This is a genomic window from Cohnella hongkongensis, assembly GCF_042654645.1.
Taxonomy (GTDB): Bacteria; Bacillota; Bacilli; order Paenibacillales; family Paenibacillaceae; genus Cohnella; species Cohnella hongkongensis.
On record NZ_JBHSEP010000011.1, the window covers coordinates 41,179 to 58,469 of the forward strand.

The following is a 17,291-nucleotide window of genomic DNA, read 5'->3' on the forward strand; positions in this document are numbered from 1 at the left end:
CGCCAGGCTGCGGCCCGGCCACACCCAAGCAAAACGCCTCCATCACCCTCTAGACGCAGAATCGCGTTTTTGAGGTGATTCAGAGAAATATAGCGACGATTTTTATACTTGCTGAATCACCAAAAAAAATCGCGGCTCCAGGATCGTTCAGATCCCGAGAACCGCGATGCGCTCTTATGTATTACAACGTCACCCAACCGTACTTGATCGAATTGATGACGGCCTGCGTGCGATCGTCGACCTCCATCTTCTGCAGAATGCTGCTGACGTGGTTTTTGACCGTCTTCTCGCTGATGAACAGGTTCTCGCCAATCGTCTTGTTGCTCTTGCCCTCGGCCATCAGACGAAGCACCTCCGCCTCGCGGCGGGTGAGCGGGTTGTTGCCTCTCGGGATGAACTTCGTCACCGTCTCCCGGCTGGCCGCCGCGCCCGAGGCGGCGCCGATCTCGTCGAGATAGGTCATGCGGCGAAGCTGGTTGATCAGCTTGCCCGTTACTTTCGGATGTATGTAAGCATGTCCTTCCGCGACCGTGCGGATGGCGTTGACGAGCGACTCCGCTTCCATGTCCTTGAGCAGATACCCTGACGCGCCCTTGCGCAGAGTCTCGAACACGTAGCTCTCGTCGTCGTGAATCGAGAGGATGATGACCTTGATCTCCGGAAAAATATCGCGCAACCGTTCGGTCGCCACCACGCCGTTCTCCGTCGGCATGTTAATGTCGAGCAGGACGACGTCCGGCTTCTCCCGGTTGCAGAACTCCAGCACCTGGATTCCGTCGCCGCACTCCCCGATCACCTCCAGATCGCTCTCCATGTTCAGAATTCGCTTCAGTCCTTCGCGGAAGAGCTGGTGATCGTCGGCAAGAAGCACTTTAATCGTACGTGCCGCATTCTTATTCTCCATGCGCGATTAACTCCTTTCCTGAATCCGCTTTTATAGGAACATTGATTTTAATTACCGTGCCCTGGCCGATCGTCGAATCGATCTCCATCTTGCCCTGCAGCAGCTCCACGCGCTCCTTCATTCCGATCAAGCCGAAATGGGAGGGCGATTTGATCCGGGCCTCCGCCACCTCGGGACGAAACCCGACCCCGTTATCCTCAATGAACATCCGGACGCCATCGTCCAGAAAGATCAGCTCAAGCGAGACGAACGTCGATTGCGCATGCTTCAGCACATTGTTGAAGCCCTCCTGCACGAGCCGAAACATGGCCGCTTCCATCGCGTTCGGCAATCTTTTCTCCTTGCCCGACGTCTCGAACACGGCCCGGATTCTCGTCTTCTCCTCGAAATCCTGCACGAACTTGCGAAGCGTCGGCACCAAGCCCAGATCGTCCAACGCCATCGGACGGAGATTAAAAATAATTTTGCGAATCTCCTCCAGCCCGATCCGGATTTGCGATTTCAAGTCGATCAACTCGTTGCGGACAAGCTCGAGATCCCCCGTGTCCAGCATCCTCTCGGCAATCTCCGTTCGCATCACCAGATTGGCGAGCGATTGAGCCGGTCCGTCGTGAATCTCCCTGGCCACCCGCTTGCGCTCATCTTCCTGGGCCAGTATGATCTTGAGGCCGATCATCTGGCGATTTTTGGCCGATTCCAAAATCCTCGTTACCTGCGTCAGGTCCCCCGACAAATAATCGAGCACTACGCTCATCTGAAGACTGATCGTATCCGCTCGCTCGATGGACACCTCCACGCCCTTGACTCTCATCTGCAGCTCGTCTCTTCGGGCTTTCAGATAGCTTTCTTTTTCCCGATAGACCATCAGATCCAGTTGGAGCTGCGTGGCCTTCTCGTACGCCGACTTGATATCTTTCTCGGAATACCGGACGAAATCCCGGCTCACTTCCGTGAGCCGGATTCTCGCCAGCCGGTAGTCCCGCTCGATGCGGTCTACCTTATCTATCGTTTCCGACGTCTCTTGCAGCACGCTCTCCAACTCTTGCGTGAGGGATACAAGCTCTCGGCGGGCAGCCTCGCAAATTTCAAACACTTGAACTTTGCTGTCTTCCATGACGGAAATCGCATTCTGGATTACACGGTCTATTTGATCTACATGATAATCCACCATCATTACTCCCCTACTCGAGACGCCGTCTAAAATCCTTCCCTGTATCCGCCTACCGCCGAACTCAGGAACTCGCAATGTTTACATCATACCATATTTTGAAGTTTCATCGAGAGCGGAATAGGACCTTGGGTCTAAAATTAACGAATTGTAATCGTCTGCGTCTTATTCTCCCAATCTACCTTCTGCCCCAGCTGTTCGGATACGAGACGAACCGGAACGTAGACGCTGCCGCCGATTAACCGCGGCGCCGCAGGCACGGGCTGACGGACGCCGTTGACGGTCATCGTGTCCTTGCCGACCCACAGCTCCAGCATCGTATTCCCGCGAAGCACCGTTACTCTCTTGGAAGCATTGTCCCAGACGACCTGAGCGCCCAGCGTGTCTCCTACGAAACGGAGCGGCAAATAGTTCGTATTCGTGCCTTTCTGGATGAACGGGGCTCCCGGGAGCGTCACGCTCTTCCCGTCGACCATCGCCTGCTTCTTGCCGACCGTCATGACGATCGTCGGATTGGAGACGGCGACCGTCCCCGGAGGGTATTGAAGCATCAGATTGTCGAAGGCCATCTGGCCCAGCATCGAGCGCTCGTCCTGATCCTCCGCCTTGTTCACAAGATAGAGCTTGGTCAGCTTGGCCTCCCCCTTCAAAGCAGCCTCAGCCAGATCGAAACGGATGTTCTTCCAGCCGGTCCAGTCGACTTTGTCGGCGATTGTGGCGTAAGCCGCCTTGCCGTCTCCGTTAATGAACTCGGCCCGCAGCCAGTGCATGCCGCCGTCGCCCAACACGTCGATCGAGATGGCGCTAGGCGAGCCGGGAAGCGCAATGCCCTTGCCGTCGTTGAGGACCGCGTTCGCGAACCTCCTGCCGGAGCCTACCGTGAAGTCGTAATCCATCGTCAGCACTTTGGACGTCTCGCGCCCCGCGATGCCCGTAACGATCGCCGCCGTCCCGGCCGTCTCGGCTGGCGACCCGGAGAAGCCTACGTTGTAGGTCGCGTTCTCGAAATCCTCCAGCAATCGCTCCGTTCCCGGAGCCAGCGTGACGACCGTTCCGAACCCGTCGTAACGCGCGATGGCGTAGCCCGCGGCAAGGTTGTTCTGCACCTTGTTCACCGTCAGCTTGCCGTCTTGGACCGTGGCCGTGAAGCCGCGGAACTCCCAGGACACCGACGAGGCCGGCACGGACAGCAGGCGGCCGTCGGTCAGCTGCGCTTTCACCGGTACGTTGATGACCGCGCCCGGCGCCAACAGCGTCGAGCTTGGCTCGACGATCAGCTTGGCGACCTTGGCTTCGCCGACGATCTCCACCTTCATCGAATCCGAGGCGCTGCCCGACTTGACGCTTACGGTCGCCGTCCCGGCCTTGGCCGCTTGGAACGTGCCGTTCGCGAACGCGCCCAGCTGCTTGTCGACGCTCCAGGTCGGCGTCAGCCCGTTCGGATCGATCGGATTGTAGTACGTATCGTAAGCCTTAAGCGAATAGCTGGCCTGCTGCCCGATAAACAGCGTCTGCGGGCCGCTGGCCACGATGCCTCGCACCGTTCCTTGCGGAGCGTTCGTATAGACGCCGATTCCGTTGGTGACGAGCCGCTGCGTCGTTCCGAAGGAGGTCGGATGAACGAGCTGCGTCTGGAAATCCCCCAAAGGCCGGGCGACCATCGTCGTCGAGCCTCCGCCGTCCAGATTGACGGCCTTCCAGACGCCGAGCTCCTTGAGCATCTGCTGCAGCTCCTTCAGCGCAACGCCCTTGCGGCCCCCGTTCTCCTCCACGGTCACCAGATAGACGGTGGAGCCGTCCTTGGAGAAGCCGACAGCCGTACGGGCGCGATCCGCATATCCGCTCAGCCCGTTGACGTCCCGGGTGAAGGAGACCGGCGCCCCCTGATTCATCAGCAGCGTATGACCGCTCACCATCATCTGGAAGTCGGCCGGATCGTAGGTTTGGCCGGAAGCCGTCTTCAGAGAATACTCCGCGGAGATTCGGTCTCCTGCCGTCAGATTGGCGACGAAGTCGCCCGAAGCTCTTCCGTAGTGGCCCCGCAGGACATAACCGTTCTCGGGAATCGGAGTCGCGACGGCGCCCCCTACGACCACCTCGGTAACGACTCCGTCTACGACGAGCGCTTCGTTCGGCGTCGTCGCGCTGTTTACGGGCCGCTCGGGCGCCGTCCAGGCGCTCGTATACATGTACAGGGCGTTCACATGGCTGTAGGCTTTGTCCGGCTCGGTGCGGTACGCCGATTTGTTCAGGCCCGCCAGCGGGAAGGAGACGCCCTGGTCCACGGCGGTGACCGTACCGGTAAACGTGAAATTGTCGATGATCGGCTGACGGTCCTTGGTAACGCCGAACGCATACATTCCCTTCAGCTGCTCCGTGCTGACGAGAAGCGACCCCGACGTGATCTGCGCGCCCATCGGCACGCCTTCCGTGCTCCCGGCCGTCCGGAATACGTCGCCGTTAACGCCGGCCACCGCTCCGGTTTCTCTCGTCATGGCGCCGACCGACTGTTTGCCGGTTACGCTCCCGCCCGGACCGCCCATCGCGTTGAGCTGAACGTACGGATTGTTGAGGTCGACCTGCAGAACATGCATCATTTCGGTCGGAATCGACGGAGCGGACGGAATCCAGGCATACGTGATCTGCCGAACCCCGGAGGTTACGAAGGTTTCATTTTGCTTGACGAGCTTATAGGTGACCGCTGATTTCTGAGTCGCGGCGACGGCATGGGGAGCGGACAGGACCCCCGGTGCGGCGGAACCTGTGAACACCAATACTCCTGCGAGAAAAGGCAGCACGAATCGGGAACTCTTCTGTCGGGCTTGTGAAGTGAATAATGGCATGTACTTCTGTTCTCCTGTAAGTCGATTAGATTTGGGCGAAGGCTCGGGGCCGCGCCATCTACGCGTTCCTAGCAAGCTCTCTATTATCCCTAATCTATTAGACTCCTAAAGAGGCTAAAAGTTACATCCCGAATTCTCTATCTTGAAAAATAATATAGGCAAAAGAGGGGGACGCGCGTATGTATGCGCCGCCCCCCTCTCTTCTATTCTTGCAGTTCTTCCCGCTCGCCCCTGGGCAGCTTGCTCCGGACGAGCCGGTAAGACTGCTCCAGCATCGCGAGCACCTCGTCATCCGGCACCGTTCCGTCCAGAATGACCGTGTTCCAATGCTTCTTGTTCATGTGATAGCCCGGAAGCACCGAGCCGGCATACTGCTGCCGCAGCATCCACGCCTCCTCCGGGTCGGCTTTCAGGTTAACGCTCTCGCGATCCCCCGTATGCCCGAGCAGCGCGAACATTTTGCTCCCGACGAACAGCACCGGCAAGTCGGGAGCGAAAGGATGCCGAAGGGAAACGCCGGTCTTCGCCAATCCTTCATCGATTATCCGAGAGTGATTCATCTCGCTCCTCTTTCCGTTAGCCGCTTAGGAATACTAGGAATCGATAAACTCTACGAATTCCAGCAGCCTCTTGATCATGACGACGGCTTCCGCCCGGGTCGCGTTGCTCTTCGGCTTCATCGTCGTCGGCGTGACCCCTCCGATAATGCCGGCTTGCACGCTGATCGACACGCCGTCTCTCGCCCAGCTGCTGATGCTTCCCCTGTCGCTGAAGCGATTCAGGTTGGAGCTGTCGGGAGACTGCTGTACGCCGGCGACAGTCATGGCGCGAACCATCATCGTCGCCATCTCTTCGCGGGTAATCGGCGCGTTCGGCCGGAATTTGCCGTCCGTTCCGCCTTGAACGATGCCTGCCGCGCTTGCCGCTCCGATGTAGGAGGCGGTGGCGCCGGAGCCCGACACGTCGGAGAACTTGTTTGCCGACGAACGATCGCCGTTCAGGCCCAGCCCGCGAACGATATACTGCGCGAAGTCCGCTCTCGTAATGCTGGTCTTCGGCGCGAACGTCGTCGGCGTCGTCCCGTCGATAATAAATTTCGAGGCCAGCAAGGAGACGTCGTTGTTCGCCCAATGCCCTCTCATATCCGCATACTGCGCCGTCCTGCGCACGACCGCGTACTTGCTGTTGCTCTTGCGCATGAAGTTGACGTACAGCGAGGTTCCGCTATTCGTGACAGTCGTCGGAACGTAGCTGATCTTCCCCGTCTCCGAATCGAGATGAACGACGGACAAGCTGCCGAGAGATCCTGCGGAGGACGGAATGACGAACGAACGCGTCACGTATCTCTCATAGCTGTTCACCGGGTGCTCCCGGCCGCCGAACAGTATCGAAGCCGTGAAATCGGCAGGTGTCGTCACCCGCTGCGCGCCCTGACCGGCCAACGCCGCAATAAACGAAGTGTCGGTGACTTTCTCGATGCTCAGCTGCAGCATCGCGTCGCTCGAGCCGTTCCCGCCAATCTGCTGTAGCTGTCTTGTAAAGTTGATCGCATTCAGCGGCAGGTTGAATTGCACGTCTCCGAAGTCCAGCAGGAACTCCGCGTTCGACACGTTCGACGCCGAGGAAATCAGCGACTGGATCGGCAGGCTGACGAGCGCTCCGGCCTCGGTGGAGGGAATGCGAATGGACACCCTCGGCACGGTGACACCGCTGTTCGACTTGATCAGAGCGTACGACGCCGCCAGCTTGTTGGCATCCACCGTGTAGCGCTTGGCCGCTTTTCCGGAAGGGGTCACCGCAGCGGTTGTCGTCACCGCCTTGCTGATGACGAGCCGGACAGCGCCGGCATTGTCCGATTCCAGATAGTCCGGCAAGTTCGCGATCGGCGTTCCGGTCTGCGCGCCGACCGTAATGTTATTCAGCGCGCCGACGATGCGATCGAGCGTATCCCGCAGCGGGTTGCCAGAGGTCGTGTAGCTGAGCGTCACCGTCTGACCCGCTCCGACGGGCGAAGACAGATTCAACACGACCTGGGTCCCTGCCACGGACACTCCCGTCACCGGCACCGTCGTCCCGTCGTACTTCACCGTATACTGCGAAGCGTACGGGGCCGTATTCGCGTTCAGCGGCGCGGAGTACACCAGAGTGAGCTGGTTGTTCAAGATGCTGGACGACGCCAGCTGGGCGACATCGCTCGAGCCGGAAGTAAAGTTGTAGCCTACGATCGCCGGAGCGATATTGCCGGACAAATCCATAATGGCCGGCGAGCTCTGGTAATAGTACAGCAGAACCGGCACGTTCGAAGAGACGCTCTGGGACAACGTCAGCTCGATCGTATTGTTCGTCACCGTCACCTTGTTCACGGTCGGCGGCGTAACGCCGGTCGTCACCACCGAGAAGGCCGACGTCGGGGGAACGCTGTTCGGGTTCAGCCCCTCGTTGAAGGTCATCACGATCTTGCTGCCGTTCAGGGCGGCCGACGTCAGCTGAGGCGACTCGTTGTCGTACTGATTCCGGACGTAGAAGTCCGTAAATGCCGGCACCATGCTTCCGCTTGGATCCCGAAGCGGATAGGCGCCCGGCGCGTACGACACCGATACCGGCAGCGGGCTCGTTGACGATGAGTTCAGGGTTAAGTTCAGAAAGCTTCCATTCAAAAAAGCGGAATTGATGCCAATCACATTTCCGTTTTGCTTGACAGTGAACTGACCCAATATTTGACTTTGAAAACTAGGCGCTACATCAGCCATAGGCTGGTTAAACGTTAATGTCAATGTATTGCCAAAGAAATGACCGTTCTCCGGTCTAGGGAGCGTAGAATTGGTCGAATTCGTCAGCACCCGATTGGTGAAGGACGCCACTTCGTTGCCGCTCGTATTTTGCAGTCTTCTGGCAGCATTCGTGTCGGGATAATACGAGAGTCTGACCGTCTGTCCCACCAACACGCTGCTTTGCAGGTTCAGGCGAACCTCATTGCCGCTGACGGACACCGAGGTTACCGCTCTTGCGGAATCATTAACCGTCGCATAGAAGTTGCTGGCGTTCGGCGTCTTCGAAGAATCGAGATTCTCGCTAAACGTCAGGACGACGGCGGCGCCGCTGATCGTCGAGCTCGTAATGACCGGCACGCTGTTGGTGCCCGTCCGAAAAGTCCACTGGTGCGGATTCGTAATTCCTGCGAAGAAATTGCCAGACGTGTCCTGAATTACATTCGCAGGCACGGTAACGGAGTACAGCGTGGAGTTGCTCAGCTTGGCGCTGCCCGTCAGTCTCAGGATCACCCTCTGGTTATTCGCAGGATCGATCGACATCGTCAGGTTCCGCTTGCTCGCCGGGGCATTCTGCGGGAAGATCTCCGCCGTCGCCGAGGAAGCAAGCGGGCCTAAGGGCTCGTTAAAGGTGAGGCTCAGCTCGTTCAGAGACGTGCTGATCGCCGTCGCCGATACGGCCGGGAAATACGAGCTGACAGCAGGCGGCGCCGTGTCCTTGAGCACCTTGAACTTCCAGGTCACGCCGTCAAAATAGTTCCCGCTGGCATCCCGGTACACATCGGAACCGATCTGAACGGTATAGTCGGTATTGTTCATCAGGCTCGGACAGGAGGCTGCGCTAAGATTGAACACCACATTAGCGGTACCGCTGGCCGTCGAGCTCGCCGGAATCGTGCAGACCAGCGCGTTGCCCGCTCCGGACATGATCGCCACGCTTCGGTTGGCATTGGCAAAAACAGGCTCGTCGAAGACCATAGAGATTTCGGTTGCGTTCACATTGCTGAGAACGCCATTATTGGCAGGACTGAACGTAACGACCTTCGGCTTGGTCGTATCCAGCGCGGGCTTCGTTTTGAACGTCCAGCTTCCCGGCCCGCTCGGCGTCTGTATGCCCGCATAGGCTCCGTTAAGCGGGTCTACAAGCGCCCCGGAGTCGATCAGAACATAATACGATGCTCCGTACTCCAACCCTTTCAGCGGCAGGCTGACCCTCCAATTGGCACCTGCAGAAGCTATCGACACGTCTGCCGCCTGCACACTTGTGGAATGAACCGTCACATGATCCGAGGCCCTTTTGATCTGAATATAGCCCGAACCTTTGACGACACTTCTCGCAAATTCGAAGGAGAGGTGCCCCGGATTCACCGGATCCAAGGTCTCGAACCGATCGGCAGGAACGAAGTTGGTTGCGACCGGAGCCAGCTGCTCCGCGCGGAAGCTCCATTGACCGTTCGGGATCCCGGCGAACGGAGCGTTATCGGAATAATTGCGCACAGCCCCGGCCGGCACGACGACCGAATAGCGGGCTCCGGACGTTAACCCTCCGGTGGGCGTCATCACGATGGACTTATTCTGATGATCCAACTGGACAGACGGAGGAGAAGTATCGGCGATGTTATACTGCTCTACGAGCGCTCCGCTATCCGCATTATATAGCTGAATCATCCCCGTTCCCCGAACGATCTCTTCGTCGAATGTAAGGACCAGGTTCGTCGTCGTCACGGCCGCTGTGGCGCCGTTGCTCGGTGTCATGGATACGACAAGCGGTCCGCCGGGAGCCGCATCGGCGGCCGGTAAGGAAAAAGTTTGTAACAGAAGCGCAACCGTCAAGATGAGCGATAACATACGAATTCGTTGCAACCGAATGACCTCCCGAAAATGAACATACTTACCTTTTTCTTCGGCTAGAATGCCCCGCAAAGTTAGTTTTCGACAGAAAAAAGCGCGCCGCAGCTTCAATCGGCTGCGGCGCGCTTGAGTTTCAAATCATGAAGATTAAGCCAGCGCTCCTTGCTTCAACGCCTCGACGCGATCCAGGCGCTCCCAAGGAAGATCGATGTCCGTGCGGCCGAAGTGACCGTACGCGGCCGTCTGACGGTAGATGGGACGACGGAGGTCCAGCATCTTAATAATGCCTGCAGGACGAAGATCGAAGTTGGTCTTGATCAGCTCGACCAGCTTATCCTCCGCCACTTTGCCCGTGCCGTAGGTGTCGACATTAATCGATACCGGGCTGGCTACGCCAATGGCGTAAGCGAGCTGGATCTCGCATTTGTCGGCCAAGCCGGCGGCCACGATGTTCTTGGCCACATAGCGGGCCGCGTAAGCTGCTGAACGGTCCACCTTCGTCGGATCCTTGCCGGAGAACGCCCCCCCCCCATGACGGGCGTAGCCGCCGTAAGTGTCGACGATAATTTTCCGGCCGGTTAATCCGGCGTCACCTTGAGGCCCGCCAATGACGAATCGGCCAGTTGGGTTGATGAAAAACTTCGTATCGGCATCCAGCCACTCGGCCGGGACCTCCGGGTAGATGACATGCTCGCGAATGTCCTTCTGGATCTGCTCGAGCGTTATTTCTTCAGAGTGCTGCGTGGAGACGACGATCGTGTCGACGCGAACCGGCTTGCCGTCATCGTATTGCACCGTCACCTGCGTCTTGCCGTCCGGCCGCAAGTATCCGAGGGTGCCATTCTTGCGAACCTCCGACAGACGGCGGGACAGCCTATGCGCTAGAGCGATCGGCAGAGGCATCAGCTCCGGCGTCTCGTTCGTAGCGAATCCGAACATCAGTCCCTGGTCTCCGGCGCCGATGTCTTCGTTTTCTTGTTGAACGTCTTTGCCGTCCCGGGATTCGAGCGCGGCGTTAACCCCCTGCGCAATGTCCGCAGACTGTTCGTTCAGTGAAGTCAGAACCGCGCAAGTGCTGGAATCGAAGCCGTACTTCGCGCGGGTATACCCGATATCCTTAATCGTGCGGCGCGCAATGGCGGAAATATCGATATAATCGGCTTTACTGCTGATCTCGCCGATAACAAGCACAAGTCCTGTCGCTACGGATACTTCGCAAGCTACCCGAGCATGCGGATCGGCCTCCAGAAACGCGTCCAATACCGCGTCGGAAATCTGATCGCAAATTTTATCCGGATGGCCCTCTGTGACCGATTCGGATGTGAAGAGATGCCGGCCTTTAATCGACAAAGTCTCCAACCTCCACATATAAAAATCAACCTTTCCCAATTGGAAAAGGCTGTTAAGATAAACCTTCGATAAATAATGATACCGGATTTGTCGAGGGGTGTCAATGGACACCATGTCTGCTTCAGCCTTATCTTATACGAGCGTTTGCTGCGCTTGCTGAACCAGGCGCTTCGTAATTCCGCCGCCAAGAGATCCCGCTTCCCTCGAGGATAAGTTGCCGAGATAAGCTTGCCCGAATCCGGCCGCCCCTATACTCCCCAACTCTCCGGCAAACTCCGTATCGAAGCCTTCCGCATGTTGTCCAATCGACACGCCGAGCTCGGACGCGATTTCGTACTTCATTTGATTAATCGCGTTCTTGCACTCCGGTACGATAAGTCTGTTGCTCCTTCTGGCCATCGTCCATTCCTCCTTAGAAAGTGATGAGCTTATTATGGCTCGCTTGCCGCTCTTCGAGGCGTATTACATTCTGGATGGACGGGAAAAGTATAGGAGTCAGCAGGAACGGCTCGACAAGTAATCGCGCAAGGCGTCGCGCCATGGCCTAAGCGGGGAAAATCCCGCTTCGGTTAGCGCCCTATGGCCGAGTACGGAAAATGCCGGGCGCGGCGCCGCCCGTGGGAACTGCTCCGTGGAGCAGGGATGAACGACGATCGAATCTTCTCCCGCTTCTTCGAAAATGGCTTTGGCAAACTCATACCACGAGCAGCTGCCGCTATTCGAAGCGTGATATACACCATATTTTTCGGATCGGACCAAGTCGACAATAAACCTGGCTAAATCGTAAGTGTAGGTGGGCGATCCGATCTGGTCATCCACGACGGTCAGCTCTTTCTTGCTTGCCGCAAGCCGCAGCATCGTGTGCACGAAATTAGAGCCGTACTTTCCATATACCCAGGACGTTCGCACAATAAAACATTTCGAGCAAATCTCGCTTGCTTGCCGCTCGCCTCCCAGCTTCGTCGCCCCATAGACGGACTGCGGGAAGGTTGGATGATTTTCCGGATAAGGGACATTCCCTTTTCCATCGAATACATAATCCGTACTGATATAGCAGAACTTAGCTCCAACAGCTTCTGCCGCCTTGGCCATATTATGCGTTCCCTCAACATTTATCGCCCAGGCCGCCTCCGGTTCGGATTCAGCCTTGTCGACGGCCGTATACGCTGCCGCGTGAACGATGATTTCCGGTTTTAGGGACAGGCATGCCTTCACGCAGCTTTCGAAGTCCCTAATCTCCAACTCAGCATGTTTTTTCCCAATGATATCGATATCGCCAATGTTCATACGTACGAGCTCTTGCCCGAATTGACCGCCCGCGCCGGTGACCAACAGAATCGGTTTTCGCCCGCTCATTGGCGATAAGCTCCGGAAGCGATCCTTTCCAGCCACTCTCCGTGCTGCAAATACCATTCGATCGTTTTCGCGATGCCAGATTCGTAATCATATTGAGGCTGCCAACCGAGCTCGCGGCGAATTTTGGAGGCATCAATCGCGTATCTCCTGTCGTGTCCCAGCCGATCTTCGACAAATCGGATCAGCGAGTCAGGCTTCCCCAATTCTTTCAAGATTGTTCTTACAACCTGAAGATTCGTCCGTTCGTTATTGCCGCCGATATTGTACACTTCGCCCTTTTTTCCGTTATGCAGAACCAAATCGATTGCCCGGCAATGATCCTCCACGTATAACCAGTCCCTTACGTTCAGCCCGTCCCCGTATACGGGGAGAGGCTGATCCAGCAGCGCTTTGTTCACCATAAGCGGGATTAACTTTTCCGGGAATTGATACGGACCGTAATTGTTGGAGCAGCGAGTAACATTGACATCCATCCCGTACGTTTCGTGATAGGCGCGAACGAGCAGATCCGCTCCAGCCTTGCTCGCCGAGTAGGGACTGTTGGGGGCAAGAGGCGTCTCTTCCGAAAATAATCCGACGTCACCAAGCGTGCCGTAGACTTCATCCGTCGAAATTTGCACGAACCTTGGAACATTATATTTTCTCGCCAGATCCAGCAGCACTTGCGTTCCCGTCACGTTCGTTCTCACAAATAAACCCGGATCGGCAATGCTTCGATCCACATGCGATTCCGCGGCGAAGTTGATGATCGCGTCGAATCCTTCACCTACGATCGTCTCCATGACTCTGGCATCGGAGATATCGGCTTGCATGAATCGGTAGTTCGGCCAATTCTCCATTCCCAGCAAGTTATCCGGATTTCCTGCATAAGTGAGAAGGTCGATGTTGACTAAATGATAATCCTCATGCTGACTGCGCATATAGCGAACGAAATTACTGCCAATAAACCCGGCACCGCCCGTAACAAACAATCTCATGTTGACCACCCTTAAACCTTAAAATTACGCTCCGCGAGCGCCAGAACCGGATGCCCGGCATCTTTCTCCGAAAGAATGGGATTACTCGTCGGCCATACGATACCAATCTCAGGATCATTCCAGAGAATTCCTCTATCATGCTCCTTGGAATACAAGCGATCTACCTTGTACTGCACCTCGGTATTAGGAACCAACGTACAGAAGCCATGAGCGAAGCCTGCCGGGACGAATAATTGCATCTTGTTCTCCGCCGACAATTCAAAGCCTTCCCACTGGCCGAAAGTAGGAGAACCTGTGCGGATATCCACCACGACATCGTAGATGGCCCCGGCTGTTACACGAACCAACTTGCTTTGAGCCTGGGGATGAAGCTGGTAATGCAGCCCTCTAATCACTCCTGCTTCCGCGGATAATGAATGGTTATCTTGAACGAACGCGATTCTGATACCCAAATTTTCATAAGTTTTTTTATTATAACTCTCCATGAAAAACCCCCGAATGTCTTCAAAAACAACGGGTTCCAGTACCTTAATCTCTTTTAGAATTTGTCCCTCAAGCAATTTCATGAGATCACCTGCAAGAATTATTTGAGCTTTCCAAATTCCTCTCCGAAATCAACGTCTTTAGCGAGCTCATTAGCTACCTTTAACGAAGAATGAGTTCCCGCATCGGTCCACCATCCTTGTAGCTCGTCATACATTAAAAGCTCTTTTCTCACATACTCATTATTGACATCCGTAATTTCTAGCTCCCCGCGTTTGGAGGGCTTTAACTTCTTGATGATGTCAAAAACACTGGCATCAAACATATATATGCCAGTAACCGCATAGTGACTCTTCGGCTGACTTGGTTTTTCATCGATGGATGTAATTTTTTTTCCTTGGAGATCTGGGACTCCATATCTTGTAGGGTCGGGGACCTCTTTCAACAAAATCCTGGCTCCCGAACCTTGTTTCCGGAAGCTCGAAACATGCTGGGCAATACTATCTGAGAATACATTGTCCCCTAGTATGACAACCATGGAATCAGTGCCCACGAATTGCTCGGCTAATCCAAGAGCTTGGGCAATTCCTCCCGGTTCATCTTGAACTTTGTATGTAAAAGTAACCCCCATCTCTCGGCCGCTGCCTAAGAGATTTACGACATCCCCCATATGCTCTTTGCCTGTTACAATTAAAATATCCAGGATGTCCGCTTCTTTGAGTTTCGCAATTGAGTGGAAAATCATGGGATATCTACCAACTGGAAGCAAATGTTTGTTGGTTACTTTTGTAAGAGGCAACAATCGGGAACCTGTCCCACCAGCTAGAATAACGCCTTTCAAACATAACACTCCCTTTCGTACATCTCGGGTTTAATTATACACGAAAATCGAGTAGATAGGGGCGGCTAGCCCCTGACTCCGGGTAGAAAGGCCACCCAACTGGTGGCCCGAACCCCCACAGAACCCGGCGTGCGGATTTCCCGCACCGGGCTCTTCAGAAATGGATTCACAGCATAGCGTAAGTCTTCAATCGATTGTAGGGGATGAAGAGTTTCGGTCGCTTAAGGGGAAATAATGTGCGAATGTGGCGGTATTCTTCCCAAGTTACATAGCTTTTCTGACTTCGCCTGCTCAGCACTTTACGCCAGTAGGTGACAGCGGCGGCATAAACCTTGTTCAGACACCTCATGTTGCCCGCCATTCCATAGTAAGCATAATGGCCTTGTAGCATCTGGTTTATCTTTATCGCCTGTGTCTCTACCGCTTCATGCTGCATTCTTCTCATCGTTTCCTGCACGTTCCCAATGCTTCGCTCGCTTCTTCTCCGTCTTTCTGCCCACCATGAAGTTCCCTTGTCGGTTTCGTGTACAGTAATGCGTGAAGCCTAGAAAGTACAGCGTATCCGGTTTTCCTGTTCCCTTGGCCTTGCTGTGTCTGCTTGCAAATCGCCCAAACTCGATTAATCTGGTTTTGCTCGGTTCAAGCTCCAGCTTAAACTTGTGGAGTCGATTCCGGAGCGCTTCCTGGAAGCGGATAGCGTCACTTCGGTACTGGAAACAGACGATGAAATCATCGATATACCGAATGAGGTAGGCCTCGCCCCTGAGCCGTGGTTTGATCGCTTTCTCAAACCATAGATCCAGCACGTAGTGCCGATCTCGTCAGCCAACATGGTTTCAGCCACCTGTTCCGTGGTTTGCCTGCAGGCCCTCCGCACGCATCCTGTTGGACTACGCACTGCCTGTCAGCTATGCACTTCCGCCACCTCGCGGCATGCTGGAGTCTTTCACTCCTTAGTCGGCGCGCTGCCAAGCGTACAATAAGCCGCCAACTGAATCGTTTGGCGGCTTCATGGCTTTTCACTATGTTTTTCATATTATTGAATCAACTTGTAAGGCCCACGAACTAGAACCGTCAAGCCTTTAGTTTGTTTGGGATCTGGTTCGACGCCTCGATCCCCTCTGGGGTTGAGAATAAGATGATTGTTAGCGACCGGTTTCCCAGGTTTAATGTCTAGACCATCTGTTAGATCTGATAATCCATTTGCATCTAAACTATATGCCAACGCTTTACCGGTCCGAACGATTATCTCACCACCGTCTTCAACCACAAGCTTGACTCCCCAAGGGACCGTCACGACTTCCAGTTTGGAAGGACCACCTCCACCGGAGGTCTCAATCTTATCCAGTTCTTGTTGGACAAGCTTGGCAACGACAGAATCCACATAACCTTTCGTTACTATTGGGTCGTCAACAGTGCCCGGAGTAGAACTAGTATCCGCATAAGCAGATTGAAAGAGTCCAATAGCCCCAACAATTACTGCAACTAAAACTGCAATCGATAGAAGCTGAAACAATTTCGAACGCATATTCATCATCCTTCTGTATAATTCGACAGTTTCGAGACAGATAATTACGTGAATTTGCGACTAAATACGTTAGATATTCCTCAATTTCCATCATACACGCCAAAATAATCGATGCATACTGAACTTTCGAACGATTTTTCGTGGAATTTTGCGAAAAGATAATCCCAGACGGTAACCTAGATATTTCGCTACTGACTCCGCAAACCATCTCGGTAACCATATCCACAGCCCGTGTTTGCACAAGTATCGGATCTGGGCTTTTATTAACTTAAAGCCTTCTCCCTCGGGTGTTGCATATTCGAAAATCCAATCGTTCATTCGGAAGGAGACGCCCAGGTCAAAGTTCCTTCTGAACTCCATTCTCAATGAATAATGATGGGAATGGAGAACAGTCGCTTTTGGAGCATAAGCTACAGAATAACCTTTCAGCAGCGCTTTTGCAGTAAAAATCATATCCTCATTAGAGATAATCGGTTCTTGAAATCCGCCCATTTCTTGAAAGATATCTTTACGAATTGCCGAGCAAACATTTGTAAAAAAGAAAGTTTTGATTCCATACTCCCCCACATCTGCCAGTGATTTTATCATTGGTGTCGTGTGATAGTTAAACTCCCTTGTCATACGCTCTATTGGAGAAGCCCCGGGCCTTGCGATCTGTCTTCCATAAACCGCTACCACATGTCCATGTGCTAAAGGTGTCGTTAATTCTTCTAAAAAACTCAATTTCTCAGGCAGAGCATCTTGAGTGATAAATACAAGAACGTCACCTTCAGCATGAGATGCAGCATAATTCCGCGTCCCCCCATGGTCAAAAGCATCTCGAGGAACAGATAGTACAGTTACACCCAATCGCTGTGCAATTTCAACCGTCTGGTCGTTGGACATGGAATCAACGATTATGATTTCATGACAATCCATACTCTGATGCTTAAGACGATCAATGAGCTCACGTATATAAGATGCTGCATTTAAAGTAGGTATTACAACTGATATTTTCACCATTATTTCCCTTTCACATTAAGAGCACTCCATTACAATCTATCCTCACAGCAATCTGTCGATCTATAGTACTAGTATAGCAAAAGTTTATGGATTTCACGATATTGGGTCATTGTATGACCTCCTCACGAATGATTTGCGCTAGTCTTTCGACAACGCATAAAGTCATTCTAGCAGGAGGTTTACACGGGTGGCTCTCGTCACCGGAAGGGTGGCTCAAAAA

General features: G+C 54.4%; 14 protein-coding genes. All 14 read right to left on the minus strand.

Annotated features, from left to right (window positions below; genetic code table 11):
• Positions 1 to 181: 181 nt before the first annotated feature.
• Entirely contained in the window at positions 182 to 904 is a 723-nt protein-coding gene (locus tag ACFO3S_RS15600) for a response regulator (RefSeq protein WP_378097931.1), read from the minus strand.
• On the minus strand, positions 894 to 2,072 hold the full coding sequence (locus tag ACFO3S_RS15605) for a sensor histidine kinase (RefSeq protein ID WP_378097934.1): 1,179 nt from the start codon (positions 2,070 to 2,072) through the stop codon (positions 894 to 896). The genes ACFO3S_RS15600 and ACFO3S_RS15605 overlap by 11 nt, the downstream gene beginning before the upstream one ends.
• 140 nt (positions 2,073 to 2,212) lie before the next feature.
• Positions 2,213 to 4,915, minus strand: a complete 2,703-nt coding sequence (locus ACFO3S_RS15610) for a phosphodiester glycosidase family protein (protein ID WP_378097937.1) — start codon at positions 4,913 to 4,915, stop codon at positions 2,213 to 2,215.
• A gap of 203 nt (positions 4,916 to 5,118) precedes the next feature.
• Positions 5,119 to 5,475 carry an MmcQ/YjbR family DNA-binding protein gene (locus ACFO3S_RS15615; RefSeq protein WP_378097939.1) on the minus strand — a complete coding sequence of 119 codons (357 nt, stop codon included), beginning with the start codon at positions 5,473 to 5,475 and terminating at the stop codon, positions 5,119 to 5,121.
• A 33-nt stretch (positions 5,476 to 5,508) separates the two neighbouring features.
• Positions 5,509 to 9,546 carry an Ig-like domain-containing protein gene (locus ACFO3S_RS15620; protein WP_378097942.1) on the minus strand — a complete coding sequence of 1,346 codons (4,038 nt, stop codon included), beginning with the start codon at positions 9,544 to 9,546 and terminating at the stop codon, positions 5,509 to 5,511.
• 135 nt (positions 9,547 to 9,681) lie between these two features.
• Complete coding sequence (gene metK / locus ACFO3S_RS15625; RefSeq protein WP_378097945.1) at positions 9,682 to 10,884, minus strand: methionine adenosyltransferase; 1,203 nt, start codon at positions 10,882 to 10,884, stop codon at positions 9,682 to 9,684.
• 132 nt (positions 10,885 to 11,016) lie between these two features.
• Complete coding sequence (locus tag ACFO3S_RS15630) at positions 11,017 to 11,283, minus strand: small, acid-soluble spore protein, alpha/beta type (protein WP_378097948.1); 267 nt, start codon at positions 11,281 to 11,283, stop codon at positions 11,017 to 11,019.
• 96 nt (positions 11,284 to 11,379) lie between these two features.
• On the minus strand, positions 11,380 to 12,240 hold the full coding sequence (gene rfbD, locus ACFO3S_RS15635; protein WP_378097951.1) for a dTDP-4-dehydrorhamnose reductase: 861 nt from the start codon (positions 12,238 to 12,240) through the stop codon (positions 11,380 to 11,382).
• A complete protein-coding gene (rfbB, locus tag ACFO3S_RS15640) occupies positions 12,237 to 13,217 on the minus strand; it encodes a dTDP-glucose 4,6-dehydratase (RefSeq protein WP_378097954.1) in 981 nt (326 codons plus the stop codon). Before rfbB ends, rfbD begins: the two co-directional genes overlap by 4 nt.
• Before the next feature lie 11 nt (positions 13,218 to 13,228).
• Positions 13,229 to 13,783, minus strand: coding sequence for a dTDP-4-dehydrorhamnose 3,5-epimerase (gene rfbC / locus ACFO3S_RS15645; protein WP_378097957.1), 555 nt, complete (start codon positions 13,781 to 13,783; stop codon positions 13,229 to 13,231).
• Positions 13,784 to 13,800: 17 nt separating this feature from the next.
• A complete protein-coding gene (locus tag ACFO3S_RS15650; protein ID WP_378097960.1) occupies positions 13,801 to 14,541 on the minus strand; it encodes a sugar phosphate nucleotidyltransferase in 741 nt (246 codons plus the stop codon).
• A 425-nt stretch (positions 14,542 to 14,966) separates the two neighbouring features.
• Positions 14,967 to 15,347, minus strand: coding sequence for a reverse transcriptase domain-containing protein (locus ACFO3S_RS15655; RefSeq protein WP_378097963.1), 381 nt, complete (start codon positions 15,345 to 15,347; stop codon positions 14,967 to 14,969).
• 230 nt (positions 15,348 to 15,577) lie between these two features.
• The gene (locus tag ACFO3S_RS15660) at positions 15,578 to 16,069 is read right to left on the minus strand and encodes a hypothetical protein (protein ID WP_378097966.1); all 492 of its coding nucleotides are present in this window, start codon (positions 16,067 to 16,069) and stop codon (positions 15,578 to 15,580) included.
• Positions 16,070 to 16,159: 90 nt separating this feature from the next.
• Positions 16,160 to 17,068, minus strand: coding sequence for a glycosyltransferase family 2 protein (locus ACFO3S_RS15665; RefSeq protein ID WP_378097968.1), 909 nt, complete (start codon positions 17,066 to 17,068; stop codon positions 16,160 to 16,162).
• Between the last annotated feature and the right edge of the window lie 223 nt (positions 17,069 to 17,291).